This is a genomic window from Streptomyces odontomachi (genome assembly GCF_024435355.1).
Taxonomy (GTDB): Bacteria; Actinomycetota; Actinomycetes; order Streptomycetales; family Streptomycetaceae; genus Streptomyces; species Streptomyces odontomachi.
In genome coordinates, this window is sequence record NZ_JAMJWG010000006.1 from 395,494 (window position 1) to 412,707 (window position 17,214).

Annotated in this window: 13 protein-coding genes; 6 read left to right on the forward strand and 7 right to left on the reverse strand. The window is 72.0% G+C overall.

Annotated features, from left to right (window positions below):
• Window positions 1-47 precede the first annotated feature (47 nt).
• From NQO67_RS16295 to NQO67_RS16310, 4 genes are all read left to right on the forward strand, one after another.
• Entirely contained in the window at window positions 48-1,547 is a 1,500-nt protein-coding gene (locus tag NQO67_RS16295; RefSeq protein ID WP_255950699.1) for an MFS transporter, read from the forward strand.
• Window positions 1,548-1,801: 254 nt separating this feature from the next.
• The gene (locus tag NQO67_RS16300) at window positions 1,802-3,634 is read left to right on the forward strand and encodes an AMP-dependent synthetase/ligase (RefSeq protein ID WP_255950700.1); all 1,833 of its coding nucleotides are present in this window, start codon (window positions 1,802-1,804) and stop codon (window positions 3,632-3,634) included.
• 312 nt (window positions 3,635-3,946) lie between these two features.
• On the forward strand, window positions 3,947-4,738 hold the full coding sequence (locus NQO67_RS16305; protein WP_255950729.1) for an aldo/keto reductase: 792 nt from the start codon (window positions 3,947-3,949) through the stop codon (window positions 4,736-4,738).
• Window positions 4,739-4,995: 257 nt separating this feature from the next.
• The gene (locus NQO67_RS16310; RefSeq protein WP_255950701.1) at window positions 4,996-5,697 is read left to right on the forward strand and encodes a glycoside hydrolase family 75 protein; all 702 of its coding nucleotides are present in this window, start codon (window positions 4,996-4,998) and stop codon (window positions 5,695-5,697) included.
• A 1-nt stretch (window position 5,698) separates the two neighbouring features.
• On the opposite strand, the gene NQO67_RS16315 is transcribed toward NQO67_RS16310, so the two are convergent.
• Window positions 5,699-6,583, reverse strand: a complete 885-nt coding sequence (locus NQO67_RS16315; RefSeq protein WP_255950703.1) for a class I SAM-dependent methyltransferase — start codon at window positions 6,581-6,583, stop codon at window positions 5,699-5,701.
• A gap of 155 nt (window positions 6,584-6,738) precedes the next feature.
• On the opposite strand from NQO67_RS16315, the gene NQO67_RS16320 reads away from it, so the two are divergent.
• Window positions 6,739-7,527, forward strand: a complete 789-nt coding sequence (locus tag NQO67_RS16320; protein WP_374119005.1) for a phytanoyl-CoA dioxygenase family protein — start codon at window positions 6,739-6,741, stop codon at window positions 7,525-7,527.
• Window positions 7,528-7,558: 31 nt separating this feature from the next.
• Here the strand turns inward: NQO67_RS16320 and NQO67_RS16325 are convergent, their stop codons facing one another.
• On the reverse strand, window positions 7,559-7,864 hold the full coding sequence (locus NQO67_RS16325; RefSeq protein WP_255950705.1) for a 4a-hydroxytetrahydrobiopterin dehydratase: 306 nt from the start codon (window positions 7,862-7,864) through the stop codon (window positions 7,559-7,561).
• Between the two features lie 211 nt (window positions 7,865-8,075).
• On the opposite strand from NQO67_RS16325, the gene NQO67_RS16330 reads away from it, so the two are divergent.
• Window positions 8,076-8,936: a helix-turn-helix domain-containing protein gene (locus tag NQO67_RS16330; RefSeq protein WP_255950706.1), complete on the forward strand. Its 861-nt coding sequence runs from the start codon at window positions 8,076-8,078 to the stop codon at window positions 8,934-8,936.
• A 16-nt stretch (window positions 8,937-8,952) separates the two neighbouring features.
• On the opposite strand, the gene dnaK is transcribed toward NQO67_RS16330, so the two are convergent.
• The 5 genes from dnaK to NQO67_RS16355 form a co-directional block, all read right to left on the reverse strand.
• Window positions 8,953-10,833 carry a molecular chaperone DnaK gene (gene dnaK, locus NQO67_RS16335; protein WP_255950707.1) on the reverse strand — a complete coding sequence of 627 codons (1,881 nt, stop codon included), beginning with the start codon at window positions 10,831-10,833 and terminating at the stop codon, window positions 8,953-8,955.
• Window positions 10,834-11,056: 223 nt separating this feature from the next.
• Window positions 11,057-11,482 carry an OsmC family peroxiredoxin gene (locus NQO67_RS16340; RefSeq protein WP_255950708.1) on the reverse strand — a complete coding sequence of 142 codons (426 nt, stop codon included), beginning with the start codon at window positions 11,480-11,482 and terminating at the stop codon, window positions 11,057-11,059.
• A 154-nt stretch (window positions 11,483-11,636) separates the two neighbouring features.
• Window positions 11,637-13,424, reverse strand: a complete 1,788-nt coding sequence (locus tag NQO67_RS16345) for a vWA domain-containing protein (RefSeq protein ID WP_255950730.1) — start codon at window positions 13,422-13,424, stop codon at window positions 11,637-11,639.
• A 20-nt stretch (window positions 13,425-13,444) separates the two neighbouring features.
• Window positions 13,445-14,506 (reverse strand): ATP-binding protein, encoded by a 1,062-nt coding sequence (locus NQO67_RS16350; protein WP_255950709.1) that lies wholly within the window; start codon window positions 14,504-14,506, stop codon window positions 13,445-13,447.
• Window positions 14,507-14,664: 158 nt separating this feature from the next.
• Window positions 14,665-16,812, reverse strand: a complete 2,148-nt coding sequence (locus NQO67_RS16355) for a phage holin family protein (RefSeq protein WP_374119008.1) — start codon at window positions 16,810-16,812, stop codon at window positions 14,665-14,667.
• Between the last annotated feature and the right edge of the window lie 402 nt (window positions 16,813-17,214).

A 17,214-nucleotide genomic window follows, 5' to 3' on the forward strand; every position in this document is an offset into this window, starting at 1 on the left:
GGACGCCGTGAAGCAACGACGTGGAATGACGAGGGGACGGGGAACGCATGCGTGCATGGGGGCCGTTGACGGCGGTCTGCCTGGGGACGTTCATGTTGCTGGTCGACGTGACGATCTGTGTCGTGGCGCTGCCGGACATGGCGCGGGCGCTGGGCGCCTCGCTCAGCGATCTGCAGTGGGTCATCGACGGCTATGCGCTGGCCCTGGCCGCGCTGCTGCTGGCCATCGGCGCCGCCGCCGACGTGCTGGGCCGGCGCCGCATCTACGTGGTCGGCACCGTGCTCTTCGCGGCGGCCTCGCTGGCCTGCGGCCTCGCGCCCGGTCCGGGCGCGTTGGTGGCCGCGCGCGCCGTGCAGGGGGCGGGTGGTGCGGCGATGCTGGCGACCACGCTGCCGCTGCTGGGCTCGGTGTACCAAGGACGGCAGCGCTCGGTGGCGCTCGGGGTGTGGGGCGCGGTCAGCGGCGCCGCGGCGGCGGTCGGCCCGGTGCTGGGCGGGTTGCTGACCCAGGGGCCCGGATGGCGCTGGATCTTCTTCGTGAACCTGCCGGTGAGCGTGGCGGCGGTGTGGCTGTCGCTGGCCGTGGTGCCCGAGTCGCGGATGCCGCGGGGACGCCGGATCGACACGGCGGGCACGGTCACGTTCGCGGTGTTCGCCGCGGCGGTCACCTACGGGTTCGTGCGTGCCGGCGAGGACGGCTGGACCACGCCGGAGACCACGGCGGCGTTCACGGTCGCGGCACTGGCGCTGGTGGCGTTCGTGGCGGTGGAGCGCCGGCGCGCCGATCCGCTGCTGGACCTGTCGCTGCTCCGGCGGCCGTCGTTCGTCGGGGTGCTGGTGGCTGCGGTGGCGTTCAACGGTGCCGCGTTCGGCGTGCTGCCGTACATCTCCATATGGCTTCAGACGATGCTGGACATGTCGCCGGTGCGCGGCGGTCTCGCGGTGGTCCCGCTGTCGGCGGCGTCCTTCGTGGTGGCCGGGGCGGGCGGCCGGCTGCTGCACGGGGTGTCGCCTCGGCTGACCATAGGCGGCGGCCTGCTGCTGACCTCCGCCGGCGCCTTCTGCCTCGCACTGCTGGACGCCGACGCCACGTGGACGGCGCTGGCGCCCGGTCTGGTGCTGATGGGCGTCGGTACGGGCCTGGTCGCTCCGGCCATTTCGGGTGCGGCGCTTGCGGCGGTGCCGGCGGCCCGGGCGGGCATGGCGGGCGGCGCCGTGAACACCTTCCGGCAGTTGGGTTACGCGCTGGGGGTGGCGGCGTACGGCACGGTGCTGACCGCGCGCATGGAGCACACCCTGCCGTCGGGTGCGGCACACGCCCTGGCGGGCGGCGCCGGACACCAACTGCGCGCCAGCATGCCCGCGCACCTGTTGCGCTCCGCCTTCGCCGCGGGTCTGGACGCGGCGGCGCTGGCGGCCGGCGTGACGGCACTGGTGGCAGGCGTGCTGGTGCTGCTGCTGGTGCGCCGCACGGACGAGCCGGCGGCGGTGGTGGCCCCCACCGGGGCGCAGCCTTCCCAGGCGGATGCGACGGTCACCCAAGGGTGAAACGGAAGCAGCGGGAATACCGGGGCATATGACGCCACTCCACCGTGACCAGGTCGTACAGATTCGGTGGAGATTACGGCAGCGAAACTTACTATGCCGTAAGTAATTCTGTCCGACCCTTACCCTTGTGGCCACATTTACCCCGCTGACCAGTGCATACGCCCACGGTTCCGGCACCGTGGGCACCCCTCCCGCCACAGCCACCGGTGGGGTACCGTCACCGGCGCTGTGCGGGAGCGCCACGAGGAGCACCATTGCGCGAGTTCACCAATCCACCCCTGGCCACCGCGTCGACGCCGCCACTTACGGGCGGTCTCGCCGACGTCGTGTTCGAACATGCCCTCGAGGACCCGACGCGCGTCGTACTGGGCCGCAAGGACAAGGCCGGCAAGTGGCAGGACGTGACCGCGGCCGAGTTCCGCGACGAGGTCGTGGCGCTCGCCAAGGGCCTGCTGGCGCAGGGCGTGCGGTTCGGTGACCGCGTGGCGATCATGTCGCGCACCCGCTACGAGTGGACCCTCTTCGACTTCGCCCTGTGGACCATCGGCTGCCAGGTGGTGCCGATCTACCCGACGTCGTCCGGCGAGCAGGTCTGCTGGATGATGCACGACGCCCAGGTCTCCGCCGCGATCGTCGAGCACGAGGACCACGCGATGACGATCGGGTCGGTCATCGGCCGGCTGCCGCAGCTGCGCAAGCTGTGGCAGCTCGACGCCGACGCGGTGCCCGAACTGACCGAGGCCGGCGCACACCTCGACGAGGACGTGGTGCACCGCCACCGCACCGCGGTCACCCCCGACTCCATCGCCACGATCATCTACACCTCGGGCACCACGGGCCGCCCCAAGGGCTGCGTGATCACCCACGCCAACCTGATCTTCGAGACGGACACGGTACTCAAGGCCTTCGAGTCGGCGTTCTTCACGAAGAACGGCGAGGGGAGCACCCTGCTCTTCCTGCCGCTCGCCCATGTCTTCGGCCGGATGGTGGAGGTCGCCGCCATCCGTGAGTGGGTCAAGCTCGGCCACCAGCCCCGGGTGAACGCGGAGGCGCTGCTGCCGGACCTCGCGGCGTTCCGGCCGACGTTCATCCTCGCCGTGCCGTACATCTTCGAGAAGATCTTCAACGCGGCGCGCCGGAAGGCCGAGCGGGAGGGCAAGGGCGGCCCGTTCGACAAGGCCGTCGAGGTGGCCGTGCGCTACGCGGAGGCCGTGGAGGCCAAGATGTTCCGCACCGGGCCCGGGCCTTCGGCCGCGTTGCGGATGCAGCACCAGGTCTTCGACAAGCTGGTCTACGGCAAGCTCCGGGCCGCGCTCGGTGGCCGGGCACGCTACGCGGTGTCCGGCGGCTCGGCGATGGAGCGGAAGCTGGGGCTGTTCTTCGCGGGCGCCGGCGTGACCATCTTCGAGGGCTACGGGCTGACCGAGTCGTCGGCGGCCGCGACCGCCAATCCGCCCGAGCGGATCCGGTTCGGCACCGTGGGTCGGGCGATTCCCGGTACGACGGTGCACATCGCCGACGACGGCGAGATCTGGCTGCGCGGCGGAAACATCTTCCAGGGCTACCTCAACGATCCCAAGGCGACCGACGGGACGCTCCACGAGGGCTGGCTGGCCACCGGCGACCTCGGTTCGCTGGACGAGGACGGCTACCTCACCATCACCGGCCGCAAGAAGGAGATCCTGGTCACCTCCGGCGGCAAGAGCGTGCAGCCGTTGGCGCTGGAGGAGCGGGTGCGGGAGCATCCGCTGATCGCGCAGTGCATCGTCGTCGGCAACGACCGCCCGTACATCGCGGCCCTGGTCACCCTGGACTCGGAGGCCGTCGAGCACTGGCTCGGCATGCGCGGCAGATCGATGCCCGCACCGGCCGACCTGGTCAGGGACTCGGACCTGGAGACCGAGGTGCGGCGTGCCGTGGTGGCCGCCAACACGCTCGTCTCGCAGGCGGAGTCGATCCGCACCTTCCGCATACTCGCGCACCAGTTCACCGAGGAACACGGCCTCCTGACGCCGTCGCTGAAGCTCAAGCGCAAGGCCATCGAGCAGGCGTACGCGACGGAGGTCGAGGCGCTGTACCACTCCTGAGGTCGCGCCCGCCTTCCCACCGCACCGGCCGGCGGCGCGGTGCGGCCCGCCGGGGTGTGCCCACGGCGTGGCGGGGCAGGCTGGGTCCTGTCGTGCGCTGCCGGACTCCGCGGCACCCGCACGATCCGGACGCGCGGCCCTCGGTCGCCGCACGGCCGACCGGCAGCTGAGACCTTTGCCTCACTCGGTCACGACCAGCAGAGGAATGCAGGCCAGGTCGTGATCGTTGAGGAGGGCAGTACTCATCAACCACCGAAGGATCGAGAGCTCGTGAGCAAGGTCCCCCCGATCATCCTGAACAACGGCGTCGAGATGCCCCAGCTCGGCTTCGGCGTGTGGCAGGTCCCCGACGACGAGGCCGTCGCAGCGGTCAGCACGGCTCTGGACGCCGGGTACCGCAGCATCGACACGGCAGCCATCTACGGCAACGAGAAGGGCGTCGGCCGGGCGATCGCCGATTCCGACGTCGCCCGCGGCGAGCTCTTCGTCACGACCAAGCTGTGGAACGGCGACCAGGGGTACGACGAGACGCTCCGTGCCTTCGACGCCTCGCTGGAGAAGCTGGGCCTCGACTACGTCGATCTCTACCTGATCCACTGGCCGACCCCCGCCCGGGACAAGTACGTCGACACCTACAAGGCCTTCGAGAAGATCCACTCCGAGGGCCGTGCCAAGAGCATCGGCGTCTCCAACTTCCTCCCGGAGCACCTGCGGCGACTGCTCGACGAGACGTCGATCATCCCGGCGGTCAACCAGATCGAGCTGCACCCGCACCTCCAGCAGCGCGAGTCCCGCGAGTTCCACGCCGAGCAGGGCATCGCCACCGAGGCCTGGTCGCCACTGGGCCAGGGCAAGGGCCTGCTCGACGTGCCGGCGCTCGCCGCGATCGCCCAGAAGCACGGCAAGACCCCGGCCCAGGTCGTGCTCCGCTGGCACCTCCAGCTCGGCAACGTCGTCATTCCCAAGTCCGTGACCCCGTCCCGGATCAGGGAGAACATCGACGTCTTCGGCTTCCAGCTGGACGACGAGGACATCGCCGCTATCAGCGCGCTGAACGAGAACCGCCGCATCGGGTCCGACCCGGCGTCGATGAACGTGGCCTGAGCGTCCCCTTCGCCCCGGCTCCGGGCTCGATCCCGGTCCCCGTCGCGTGAGCAGCCCCGCACCCCTTCCCGGGTGCGGGGCTGCCGCCTGTCCTGCGGGCGGGCTGCGGGCCATCTGCGGGTCCGCACCAGGATGGCGGGCCCATGACCGAAAGTGCGCCGTCCCCCGCCGTCCGGTGTCTTGACGTGGACATGAGAGCGCGCCACATTGGGCTGACCCAGTAAGGAAACTTTCCTAACAGAAGGGCGACCCCCCACATGCGTGCTCGCACCCTGACGCTCGCCGCCGCAGCCAGTGCCGCACTGCTGGCCACCGCCACCCTTCCCGCCCTGGCCTCGCCGGCCGGATCCCCCGCCCCGGCGTCCGTACGGGAGGGCTCGGTGAGCGCCGCCGACCTGCTGGCCAAGGTGTCCAGCTGCAACCAGGTCTCCAACGGCAAGTACCGGACCGACGAGGAGACCAGCGCCACGATCCCGGTCTGCGGAGCCACCGGGGCGGTGTTCTGGAAGGCCGACATGGACATCGACTGCGACGGCCAGGTCACCGACGAGTGCAACGGCGACACCGACCCGTGGTTCCAGGACGACACCGCTTTCCACACCTCGGGCGACGACCCGCTGACCGCCTCGGAGCTGCCGTACGTGGTGGTGCCGAGCACCAGCAGCACCTGGAACTACCAGCAGGCCGGCATCAAGGGCGGCGGCGTGGTGGCCGTCATCTACAACAACAAGGTCGAGTACGCCGTGGTGGGCGACACCGGCCCGACCGCGATCATCGGCGAGGCCTCCTACGCCACCGCGAACGCGCTCGGCATCGACCCCGACCCGGAGTTCGGCGGCGCCGAATCCGGTGTCACCTACATCCTCTTCACCGGCTCCCAGGTCAAGCCCATCGAGAGCCACAGCGCAGCGGTGTCCCTGGGTGACTCGCTGGCCAAGCAGTTCGTGGCGAACAACTAGTTCACGCCACCGGTGGCTCGGCGCCCGGCCGCACGCCCAGGTGCACGGTCCGGGCACCCAGCGCGAACGCGTCGGGGCGCAGCCGCAGGCCGCCCGGGTCGGCCGGGTCGAGCAGCCGGTCGAGTGCGCTGAGGTCGTCGGCGGGCAGTTGCTCGGCCAGCGCCTCACGGATCCGGGTGAAGACGTCCATCGCGTGGCTGCGCGCGTCGTGGGTGAGCGGGGCGGGCAGGTCGAGCAGGAACGACCGGGTGCCGCCGTGCCGCAGTCCGGCGGCGGCCAGCAGCGCCGGCCAGTCCTCCGTGACGTTCTCGCTGCCCGGCAGCGCCGCGCGCATCTCGGCGAACCAGTTCTCTTCGGCGGCGTCCAGCCGGCTCTGCAACCCCGGCCTGCCGAAGCCGATGTCACGCGGCAGCCAGCGGGTCGGCAGGCCGCCCTCCTGGAGGGCCAGCACCCCGCCGGGGGCCAGGTGCTCCGCGAAGGCGGCCAGGGCGGCCTGCTGGTCACCGATGTGGTGCAGCGAGCGGCCGGCCCAGACGATGTCCACGGGCGCAAGGCGCTCCAGACCAGCGGGGAGTTCGGTGTGCAGGGTGCGCACCCGGTCGGCGAGCCCGGCACGGGCGGCGCGCTCCGCGGCCAGCTCCAGCAGCGGTGCGGCGGAGTCCACGGCCACCACCTCGGCGTCCGGGAAGACTTGCGCCAGCAGGCAGGTGACGACGCCCGGACCGCTGCCGGCGTCGACGATCAGCCGAGGATGCGGCCGTAGCTCACGCAGCCAGGTGGCCGCTTGCAGGTGCACCGGCGCGGCGATCTCGGCCTGCCGCTCGAGCATCGGTGCCATGGCGGCCCAGTCGGGTTGCGTGTGGTCGTGGTGGTGCCCGTGTCCCATGGTCGCCGCCTCCGTGCGGAGAGAAGGAGAGACGAGGATAACGAGGTGCCGTCCGGAGCAGCGCTCGGCCGGCACGCGCCCCCGCACGCCCGTACACGCCCGGCGGACAGAAAACGGCATGCGGTCGGCCCGCCCCCTCCCCCACGATGGCGGCCATGGACGACATGATCGACGCCACCGCACTGACCGAGCGGTTCCTCCGGGACGGCTTCGTCAAGATCGAGCAGGCGTTCCCCACCCGGGTCGCCGCGGACGCGGCGCGGCTCCTCTGGCGGGAGACCGGCTGCGACCCGGAGGATCCGGCCACCTGGAACCGCCCGGTGCACTGGATCGGCGGCCTGTCCGACGGCCCGTTCGCAGCCGCACCCAACTCGGCCGCCCTGCACGCGGCGTACGACGTCCTGGTCGGCCCGGGCCGCTGGGAGCCGCGGTACTCGCTGGGCAGTTTCCCGCTGCGCTTCCCGCACCCCGAGGAACCGGACGACGCGGGGTGGCACATCGAGGGCAGCTACCAGCCCGAGGGCGCGAACTGGTACTACACCAACCTCCGTTCCAAGGACCGCGCCCTGCTGATGCTGTTCCTGTTCAGCGAGGTACGCGAGCAGGACGCACCGACCCGCATCCGGGTCGGCTCGCACATCGACATACCGCCGCTGCTGGAGCCGTACGGGGAGGCGGGCGTCTCGGGGCTCAGGATCGCGGCACGGATCGACGCCGCGTCCGCGCACCGGCCCGTCGTGCACGCCACCGGCCACCCCGGCGACGTCTACCTCTGTCACCCGTTCCTGGTGCACGCCGCGCAGCCGCACCACGGCACCCGGCCGCGGTTCATGGCGCAGCCGCCGCTGTACCCGGCGGTGCCGTACGAGCTCGACCGGCCCGACGGGGACTACTCACCGGTCGAGCGGGCCATCCGCAGGGGTCTCGCGGCCGGGGCCCGGTGAGCGGCACCCGGCCGGCAGGGCGGCGTACGGGTCAGAGCGCGCCATGGCTCGAGGCGAGTTCCTCGACGCGCCCGGCCAGGCCGAAGTCGAGTTCGGTGACCTTGCCGCCGACGCTGTGGGTGTTCACGGTCAGGGCGACGGTATTGTAACCGAGCGTCAACTCGGAGTGGTGGCCCAGCTCTTCCTGCACCTGCGCGATGTGCACCACCATCGCGGTCGCGGCGAAGTGCGAACCGAGCTGGTAGGAACGGGCCAGCCGGTCGCCGTCCAGGGTCCAGCCGGGCAACCGGGCGAGCCGGTCCGTGATCTCCTCCTGCGACAACGCTTCGACGGCCATGCCCGCACTCCTCTCGTACGCCCGGTGCCCGCTCCGGCCTCGGCGGGCCGGCCTGAGGCGGGTCAGGACCGCCCGGCCGACCGTGATCCAGACTGCCACAGGGACCGCGCGTCGGTCTCGGCGCGTACGGCATCCGGTGCACCGGCGACACCCCATCCGGTTCCGCCGATCGGGTACTCCGTGTGCGGGGGCGTAACCTACCGTCGTGCGTATGACCACCGCCCCCTCCCCTTCCCGGACGGCCCGACCCGCGAACAGCGTGGGGCCGCTGCTGCGCGGCTGGCGCGAACGACGGCGGGTGAGCCAGCTGGAGCTCGCCCTGCGCGCAGGATCGTCGGCGCGGCACATCAGCTTCGTGGAGACCGGGAGGTCCCGGCCGAGCGAGGAGCTGATCCTGCGCCTCGCCGGCCATCTGGACGTGCCGGTGCGCGAGCGCAACGCGCTGCTCATCGCGGCCGGTTACGCACCCCGCTTCCCCGAGACCCCGCTGGACGACCCGAACCTGTCCGCGCTCCGGGACGGCATCGAGCGACTGCTGGCCGGCTACGAGCCCTACCCTGCGCTCGTCGTCGACGCGACCTACGACGTGCTGGCCGCCAACCGCGGGATCGCGATGCTGATGGAGGGCCTGCCCGAAGACCTGCTGGCCCCGCCGCTGAACGCGATGCGGCTCACCCTGCACCCGCGGGGCCTGGCACCGCGCATCCTCAACCTGCGGGCGTGGCGTGGGCATCTGCTGGCCCAGATGGAGCGCCGCATGGCCCTCGAACGGTCCGACGCGCTACGGGCGGTGTACGAGGAGGTCGCCGGTTACCCGGTCGCGGCGCCCGGGGCGGACGGTGTCGCCCCGGAGGCCGCCGGTGCGGTGGACGGCGACGGTCCGGTCGACGGTGCCGTGCCGGTCTTCGCCCTGCCGATGCGGATCGCACACGACGGCCGGGTGCTGTCCTTCGTCTCCTCGATCTCGACGTTCAACACGCCCATGGACGTGACGGTGGCCGAGCTGGCCATCGAGACGTTCCTGCCGGCGGATCCGCCCACGGCGGCGTACCTGCGCTCCCTGACGCCCTGACCTGGCGGACCACGCGTCAGGCCGCGCCACCGCGTTGGTCCCGGTCCTCGTCCACGATCTCCGCGTCGACCACATCCTCCGGGCCCTCGCCTGAGCCCTGCTCGGTGCCGGCTCCGCCGGGGGTGCCGCCGGCCTCCTGCGCGCCGGCGTACATCGCCTGGCCCATTTGCTGGCTGACGGCCGCCAGCCGCTCGGCGGCGCTGCGCAGTTGGTCGGTGTTGGACTCGCTGGGCTCCTGGTCGAGCAGGCCCTTCAGGTCAGTGACGGCCGACTCCACCTCCGACCTGGTGTCGGCGGGCACCTTGTCCGGGTTGTCGGCGAGGAACCGCTCGGTCTGGTAGACGAGCTGTTCGGCCTGGTTGCGGGTCTCGGCGGCCTCGCGGCGCTGCCGGTCCTCGGCGGCGTACTTCTCGGCGTCGCGCACCATGCGGTCGATGTCGTCCTTCGGCAGCGCCGAGCCGCCGGTGACCGTCATGCGCTGCTCGCGTCCGGTGGCCAGGTCCTTCGCGTTGACGTGCATGATCCCGTTGGCGTCGATGTCGAAGGTGACCTCGATCTGCGGGACGCCGCGCGGGGCCGGCGGCAGACCGGTGAGGTCGAAGACGCCGAGTTTCTTGTTGTACGCGGCGATGTCCCGCTCGCCCTGGAAGACCTGGATGCCGACGGACGGCTGGTTGTCGGCGGCCGTCGTGAAGATCTCGGAGCGCTTGGTCGGGATCGTGGTGTTGCGCTCGATGAGCTTGGTCATGATGCCGCCCTTGGTCTCGATACCGAGGGACAGCGGCGTGACGTCGAGCAGCAGCACGTCCTTGACGTCGCCGCGGATCACGCCCGCCTGGAGGGCGGCGCCGACCGCGACCACCTCGTCCGGGTTGACGCCCTTGTGCGGCTCCTTGCCGGTGAGCTCCTTGACCAGGTCGGTGACGGCGGGCATCCGGGTGGAGCCGCCGACGAGGATCACGTGGTCGACGGCGGACAACTCGATGCCGGCGTCCTGGACGGCCTGGTGGAAGGGCTTCTTGCAGCGCTCCAGCAGGTCGGCGGTGAGTTCCTGGAACTGGGCGCGCGTCATCCGCTCGTCCAGGTGCAGCGGGCCCTCGGCGGAGGCCGTGATGTAGGGCAGGTTGATCGTGGTCTCGCTGGAGGAGGAGAGTTCGATCTTGGCCTTCTCGGCGGCCTCGCGCAGCCGCTGCACGGCCATCCGGTCCTGGGAGAGGTCGATGCCGTAGCCGTTCTTGAACTGCTTCACCAGGTGGTCGACGATGCGCTGGTCCCAGTCGTCGCCACCGAGGTGGGTGTCGCCGTTGGTGGCCTTGACCTCGATGACGCCCTCGCCGATCTCCAGCAGCGACACGTCGAAGGTGCCGCCGCCCAGGTCGAAGACGAGGACGGTCTGCTCGTCGCCGCGGTCCAGGCCGTAGGCGAGGGCGGCGGCCGTCGGCTCGTTGATGATCCGCAGTACCTTGAGCCCGGCGATCTCGCCGGCCTCCTTGGTGGCCTGCCGCTGGGCGTCGTCGAAGTACGCGGGCACGGTGATCACCGCGTCCGTGACGTCCTCGCCCAGGTAGGACTCGGCGTCCCGCTTGAGCTTCTGCAACACCCGGGCGGACAGCTCCTGGGCGGTGTAGGTGCTGCCGTCGATGGTGCCCTCGGCGGGGAAGCGCCAGTCGGCCTCGCCCATGTGGCGCTTGACCGAGCGGGCGGTGCGGTCCACGTTCGTGACCGCCTGCCGCTTGGCGACCTCGCCCACCAGGACCTCGCCGTTCTTGCCGAAGGCAATGACGGACGGGGTGGTGCGTGCGCCCTCGGCGTTGGCGACGACGCTCGGCTCGCCGCCCTCCAGGAGCGCCACCACCGAGTTCGTCGTACCGAGGTCGATCCCGACCGCGCGTGCCATGTCCGTCCCCTTTCCGCCGACCCGGTCTCGTTACCCTCTCCAGCACAAAACTTGAGTGCCCTCTTGTCAAGTATGGGTGGGGCAGGATTCGAGTACCCCGATCAGTGCGGGTCACGCGGGGTGGGAGCGGGTCACGCAGGGCGGTCGGCCCGCACACGGCGGGCCGACGGCCGGGTCGTGACCGTGCGGATGGTCCGGGGCCCACGGGGACCCCGGACCGGGATCAGGCCAGCTTGGCGCTGAGCGTGATCGTGGTGCCGGCCAGCGCCTGGCTGACCGGGCAGTTCGCCTTGGCCTCCTCGGCGGCGGCCACGAACGCGGCCTCGTCGATCCCCGGGACCTCGCCCTGCACGGTGAGGTGGATGCCGGTGATCCCCGTGCCGGGCTGGAAGGTCACGTCGGCCGAGGTGGTCAGCCGGGTGGGCGGATTGCCGGCGCCGGTCAGACCGTGCGAGAGGGCCATGGAGAAGCAGCTGGAGTGGGCCGCCGCGATCAGCTCCTCGGGGCTGGTCTTGCCGTTCGCCTGCTCGGCCCGGGCCGGCCAGGAGACCGGCTGCTCGCCGATGCCGGAGGAGTCGAAGGTGACGAGGCCCTTGCCCTCGGCCAGGTTGCCTTCCCATACGGTGTGTGCGGAACGCGTGGTTGCCACGGCGGAATTCCCTTCCCAGAACTGTGCACGACTTCCGTCGGCCCCCATCCGATCACACACCGGTCGCGCACATCGACTCCCCCGGGCACCACTTGGCGCACCACTCGCGCACACCCTGCGCGCCTACGCGTCCGCCGCGCCGTGGGCCGGCGGCTCACCGCACCCGGAAGACGGGCCCGCGCGGCGTGAACGGCAGCGTGGCGCCGGGCGGCACCAGGTAGGCGTGCTCCCGCCGCACCCGCAGCACATCGCAGTCGCCGTCGGTGATCACCAGCAGGGGCGCGCTCGGCGGGAAGTCGTCGGCCCGCTGGAGCAGGTCGATCCCGGGTTGCAGGACGGTGCCGCCGCGCCCGCGTACCCGCACCCGCTCGGCGATCTCGGTCACCGGCAGATAGCCCGCGTCATGCGGCGCGGCGTCGCAGAAGACGACGCGCGCCGCCGGAACGTCACGTGCCTGCGCGTACGAGGCGATCGCGCCGAGGGCCTTGCCGAGCAGGACCCGGCCCATCGAACCCGAGGTGTCGAGCAGCACGCCGAAGGTGCAGCGGGCCACCTCCTCCGGCGGGAAGTACCGGCCGGCCCGCGGGATGTCCGGCGTCGACGCCTGCCGGCGGGCCGGCCTGGCGAAGCTGCGCACCGGCTCGGGTCGGGGCACGAACTCGTCGAACCAGCGGGCCAGCCGGGCGTCCCAGGGCAGCGGCGGATGGCTGAGGGCGCGGATCTCCTCCACGAGCCCGGCGGGCAGCAGCCCGCGCTCCTGACGCTGGTGCAGGTCGAACCCCTGGATCAGGCCGCGGCGGTAGAAGGTGTCCAGGTCGACGTAGTCGTGCGGGCGGCGGACCGGCGGCTCGCCGAGGATGTCGCCCCGGCCCTTGCCGCGCAGGGTGGCGAGACGGCGCATCCGGCGCAGGTCGGTGGTGATCCGGTCGTACACCTCCTCCGCCGAGAGACCCGCGAGCTGTGCGTCGTACAGCAGCCCCTCGGGCATGTCTCCGACGTCCATCTCCCGAAGCCAGCCGTTGATCACATAGTCGGCGGCGACGTTGAAGAGGTACGGGTCCCGGCCGCCGCACCGCTCACCGTGACGCAACGCGGCGTGCAGCAGTTCGTGGCCGAGGATGAACCGCCACTCCTCGCTGGTGTACCGCCGTACCGGGTTGATGTAGATCTCGCCCGCCTCCGGGCTGACGGCGGCCACGGAGATGTCGTGGGCGCGGGCCAGCTCCGCGTCGGCGACCAGGGTGATGCCGGCGGCGATGCCGCCGAGCAGCGGGTACGACGAGACGAACCAGTTGAGGGCGGCCTGCCAGGGACGCAACGGCGCCGCACCGTCGCGCAGCGACTCCCGGCGGCCACCCGCCATGTCCATGGCCGCCGACATGGTGCGGGTCAGCGCGTGCGCGAAGGCGATCTGCCAGTCCGTGGGCTGCTGGTTCCCCCAGCTGCCGGCCCACGGCAGCAGCACCTGGTCCGGCGCGCCGCCCGCGGTGCCGCAGTGGGTGTAGGCGGCCGGGATGCCGTCCCGCCGCCAGCGCGCGGCAAGCTGCTCCTCGTCGCCGTCCGGGTAGGAGCCCGGCAGATCCTCGGGTGTCTCGCCGACGGAGAAGGTGAGCAGGAAGCGGTTGACGACGGCGCAGCGGGCGGCCAGGTCGTAGCGGTCGGGCTGGACGCGCTGCCCGGAGGCGGCCGGGACATGGCCGAAGCCGAGGTGGAGCACGCAGTGCGCGAGTGCCCACGCCCAGGCGGCGGGTTCGGCGCGCCGGGCGGGATCGATGTGCAGGGCGCCGTTGGAGTCGACGCGCACGAGGCCCTGCCGAGGGGTGTGAGGGCAGTCCTCCTCGCGGCAGACCTTGGCGTCCAAGGCGGCCAGCGCCGGATTGGCCCACGCCCGCCGCATGCCTTCCGTGAACGCCTCGAGGGCCTGCTTGTGCCGCTCGGCCATGGCCTGCCGGCGGCCGCGGCTCACCGGCGGGCCTCCACCAGGCGCGGCATGTCACGGGCCGCGTCGACCAGGAACCACGCGGGCAGCACCGGGTTGCCGTCGGCGTCGTCGGCGATGACGGTCTGGGCGACCTCCACCGAGATCTCGGCGAGCTGCACCAGCAGCGCCTTGGCGCGGTAGGCCGTCTGCCGTCCCTGGGCGCTGACGTGTTCCTTGCTCGCCGGCAGCTCCTTGATCAGCCGACCGCGGAACGCTTCGGCGAGGTAGTAGAGCAGATCGCGGTCCTCGACGCGGCGCGGCCAGGAGGCGTCGCCTTTGATGATCGCCTCGATGCCGTACGCATGCCGCACGATCTTGACGTAGCCGCAGAAGGCGACCGCGTGCGCCGGAGTGAGCGTGCCGTGTGCGATCACCTTCAGGGTGTTCTCGTCCAGGGTGGGCCCGAAGGAGTGCAGCGCGTCGGAGAGCATGTGCCAGGAGCGCGGCGTGGAGAACGGCTCCTCGGTCTTCGGCGGCTTCGACCACAGGTGGTCGGGCCGGTCGGTGAGGTGGTCCAGGATCCACGGGTGGATGCCGTGCCCGGCGGCCCAGGCGAGCCAGTCGGTCGGCGACGCCTCCAGGTGCACATGAGTGAGGCGGTTGACCAGGGCTGAGGCGAGCGGGCGGGCCAGGGCGTTGTCGGTGCTGCGGTTGCCCGCACCGATCACGATGGAGCCCTGCGGAAGCTCGTAGCCGCCGATGCGGCGGTCCAGGATCAGCGAGTAGAAGGCCTTCTGCACATCGGGCGTTGCGGCGTTCAACTCGTCGAGGAACAGGCAGTAGGGCTCGTCACGCGCGATGGCCTCCGGCGGGCAGAACACCGAACGCCCGTCCCTGATCTGCGGCACCCCGATCAGGTCCTCGGGCGCCAGTTGAGTACCGAGCAGACTCACACACTCCAGACCCAACGACTCGGCGAAGTCCCGCACCAGCGAGGACTTGCCGATCCCCGGCGCGCCCCACAGGAAGACGGGCCGCACGGTGGCCAGACCGAGCAGCAACTCGGGTATCCGGGCGGGAGATACGGTGACGGCTGCCTGCACAGGGCTCCTTCGTGAGATCGGCTTACGAACAGTGTGGGCGGCCGCCGTTCGCGACGCAGTCGAATTTTCCGCGCCTGTGGCACACACGCGACAAACGCCACCGCCTGGAGACACCCCGCTGCCGCAAAACCCCCACCCCGCCAACGCCAACGGCGCCGTCAGTGCGGTGGCGACCCGACCGTCTCATCGGACGCGGCGGCAGGTGCCGTCCCACCGGAACCGTCAGGGCGCCGGGCGGCCTGCCGCGGCAGCCGGGGCGCAGCGGCCTCCCCGAGCCAGCGTCGGAACACCCCGTGCAGTCGCTCGGCGCCGACCAGCGGCACACCATCGGCATCGGGTGCGGACAAGGAACACGGCCACAGCAGGAACGGCTCCCCCTGGGCGCCGCCGAGCCCGCCGTGCGAGCCGATCTGCTCCTCGAACGCGAGGACTTCGCCGGTGACGGGGTCGTACCGGGAGTTGACCATGATGTCGGCGGCGTGCGGAAAGGTGTGGGTGCGGCGCACCGCGGCCACGGCACCGGGACCGAACCCGGCGAGCGGCCCCGGGTCCTCGTCGAGCCCGGACAGCGGCAGCACGGCACCGTGCGGGCCGAGCACGACGCCGCCGTGCCGCTCGTCGGCGACCAGCACGAAGCCGACCCCCGGATGGTCGGCCAGGGTCGCCAGCAACGCAGGGTGGCGCCGTTCGATCTCCTGCCGCGTCATCCGATGCGGCACATCGGCAAATGAAACCAACCCGAGATTGCCGGAGGCCAACACGACAGGCTCGCGGCGCCGCGCCGGACGCCCCCGCAAGGCGCTCCCCTCACCCTCCTCGACGGGTCGCCCCAACGCGGCACGCGCCGCACCGCGCGCCTCGGCACCGCTCGGGGTGCCCGCCGGCCGCCCGGCACCGGTCGGTGCATCCGCGGCCCGGCGCGGCACGGGCAGACCACAACCGTCCCGAACGAGGTCACCGAGAGCCTCCCCGAACCGCCCGCGGAAGGTCTCGCCAGGGCTCTGCCCGTGGTCGGACAGGACCACGATCCGGTAAGGCCGAGGCGCGTGCTGCGCCACCTCGTCAAGGAGGGCGAGCGACCGGTCAAGTCTCCCCAGCACCTTGAACGCGTCCCGGCTGTACGGCCCCGAGTGGTGCGCCACCTCGTCATAGGCGACCAGGTCGGCGTAGACGGCGGTGCGGCCGACCAGCATGTCGCCGATCACCGCGGCGACCACCACGTCACGCTCGACGACGGTGGCGAAGGCGCGGATGAGCGGGTAGAGCCCGCCGCGCGAGACCCGCGGCCGGTCACCGCGCAGCCGCGCCCCGACGGCCTGGGTCACCTCGCGCACCACCTCAGCCACGAACGACACGGCGGTGCGCACCGCGTTGGCCGGGTCGCGGAAGTAGGCGAAGTAGCCGGCGCGGGAACGGCTGCCCGGGGCGCGGCGCGCCGTCGTCGACAGCACCAGGGCGAGCTGTTGGGCGCCGCCACCGAACAGGTTGCCCCGGCTTGCGCCGTCGGTGCCCAGGAGCCCCGCGTCACCGGTGCGCACGGTGGCGCGACGCTGCAACTCGTGGGCGCTGCTGGGCCGATTGCACACCACCACCTCACCGGTGTCCTTCTCGTACCACCGAAACGCCGGCACATCGTGGTTGGAGCCGTGCAGGATGCCGAGTTGGCTGGCGCCGGTCTGGCTGGACCAGTCGGTGCGCCAGCGGGTCAGCCGATGAGTGCCTCGTCGGCTGTCCTCCGTTTCCCCCTCCCGGTGCCGGCCCAACCAGCGGGCGACGGTGGGCATCAGCCCCTCGTCCACGGCCCTGTCCAGCACGTCGTGGCCGACGCCGTCGAGCTGTACGAAGACGGTGCCGGGGGTGGTCGGGTACGGGCCTGCGCGGCGCCGGCGACGGCCGGCGAGCCGGGAGAGCCTGCGCCGGTAGGCGGCGTCGTCGTGCACGGTCAGGGCCGTGCCGGTGGCCGACGCCACGGCGGACATCGCGGCGGCCACCACGACCGCGGTCTCCCAGGCGGCGCCGCCCCGGCCCGACGGGTTGAGTCGCAGGGCGAGCAGCAGCAGCGAGCCGTTGAGGAAGAACACCAGCAGGCCGAGGACCAGCGCCGGCACCAGCAGCAGGGCGCGGACGAGCAGCGGCCACACCAGTGCCTGGAGCACCCCGAAGCCGCCGGCGCCGAGGGCGGCGGTCACCGCGATGCGGGTGATGCTGTCGCCGTGGGGGGACTCCAGGCGGAAGTCGGGCAGCAGGGCGGCGAGGGTCAGCATGGTGGCGGTGGCGACCGCCCACACCGCGAGCATGCGCCACATTGCGGCGCCCGCCCTGCGCCATCGCTCCGCGCTCCCGCGCCCGGTCACTCGCCGCCTCCCTTCTCGCCCGTTCCGGCCCAGGTCAGCGGCTGCGGGCCTGATCCAGCGTAGCCGTCTGGGGAGACGTCCCCGCGGCGCGTGGGGTTGACCCCACGCGCCCGTCCCCGGGAGTGCTCCGGTCGCACGTGACCGTGGGTCGTGGCTGGGCCGTTCGTCCGGGTGCCCGGAACCGTTCACGTGACCGTACGTCGTGGCTACGCCGGTCGTCCGGGGTGCCCGGAACCGTTGCACGTGACCGTGCGTCGTGGCCTGTGCCCACCCGTTCCGCCCTGCGGAACGACTGCCCACAGAAGGTTTGGGGTGCCCCCTTGTCCCTGGGGTGCCGAAGGGCCGCCTTCGGTG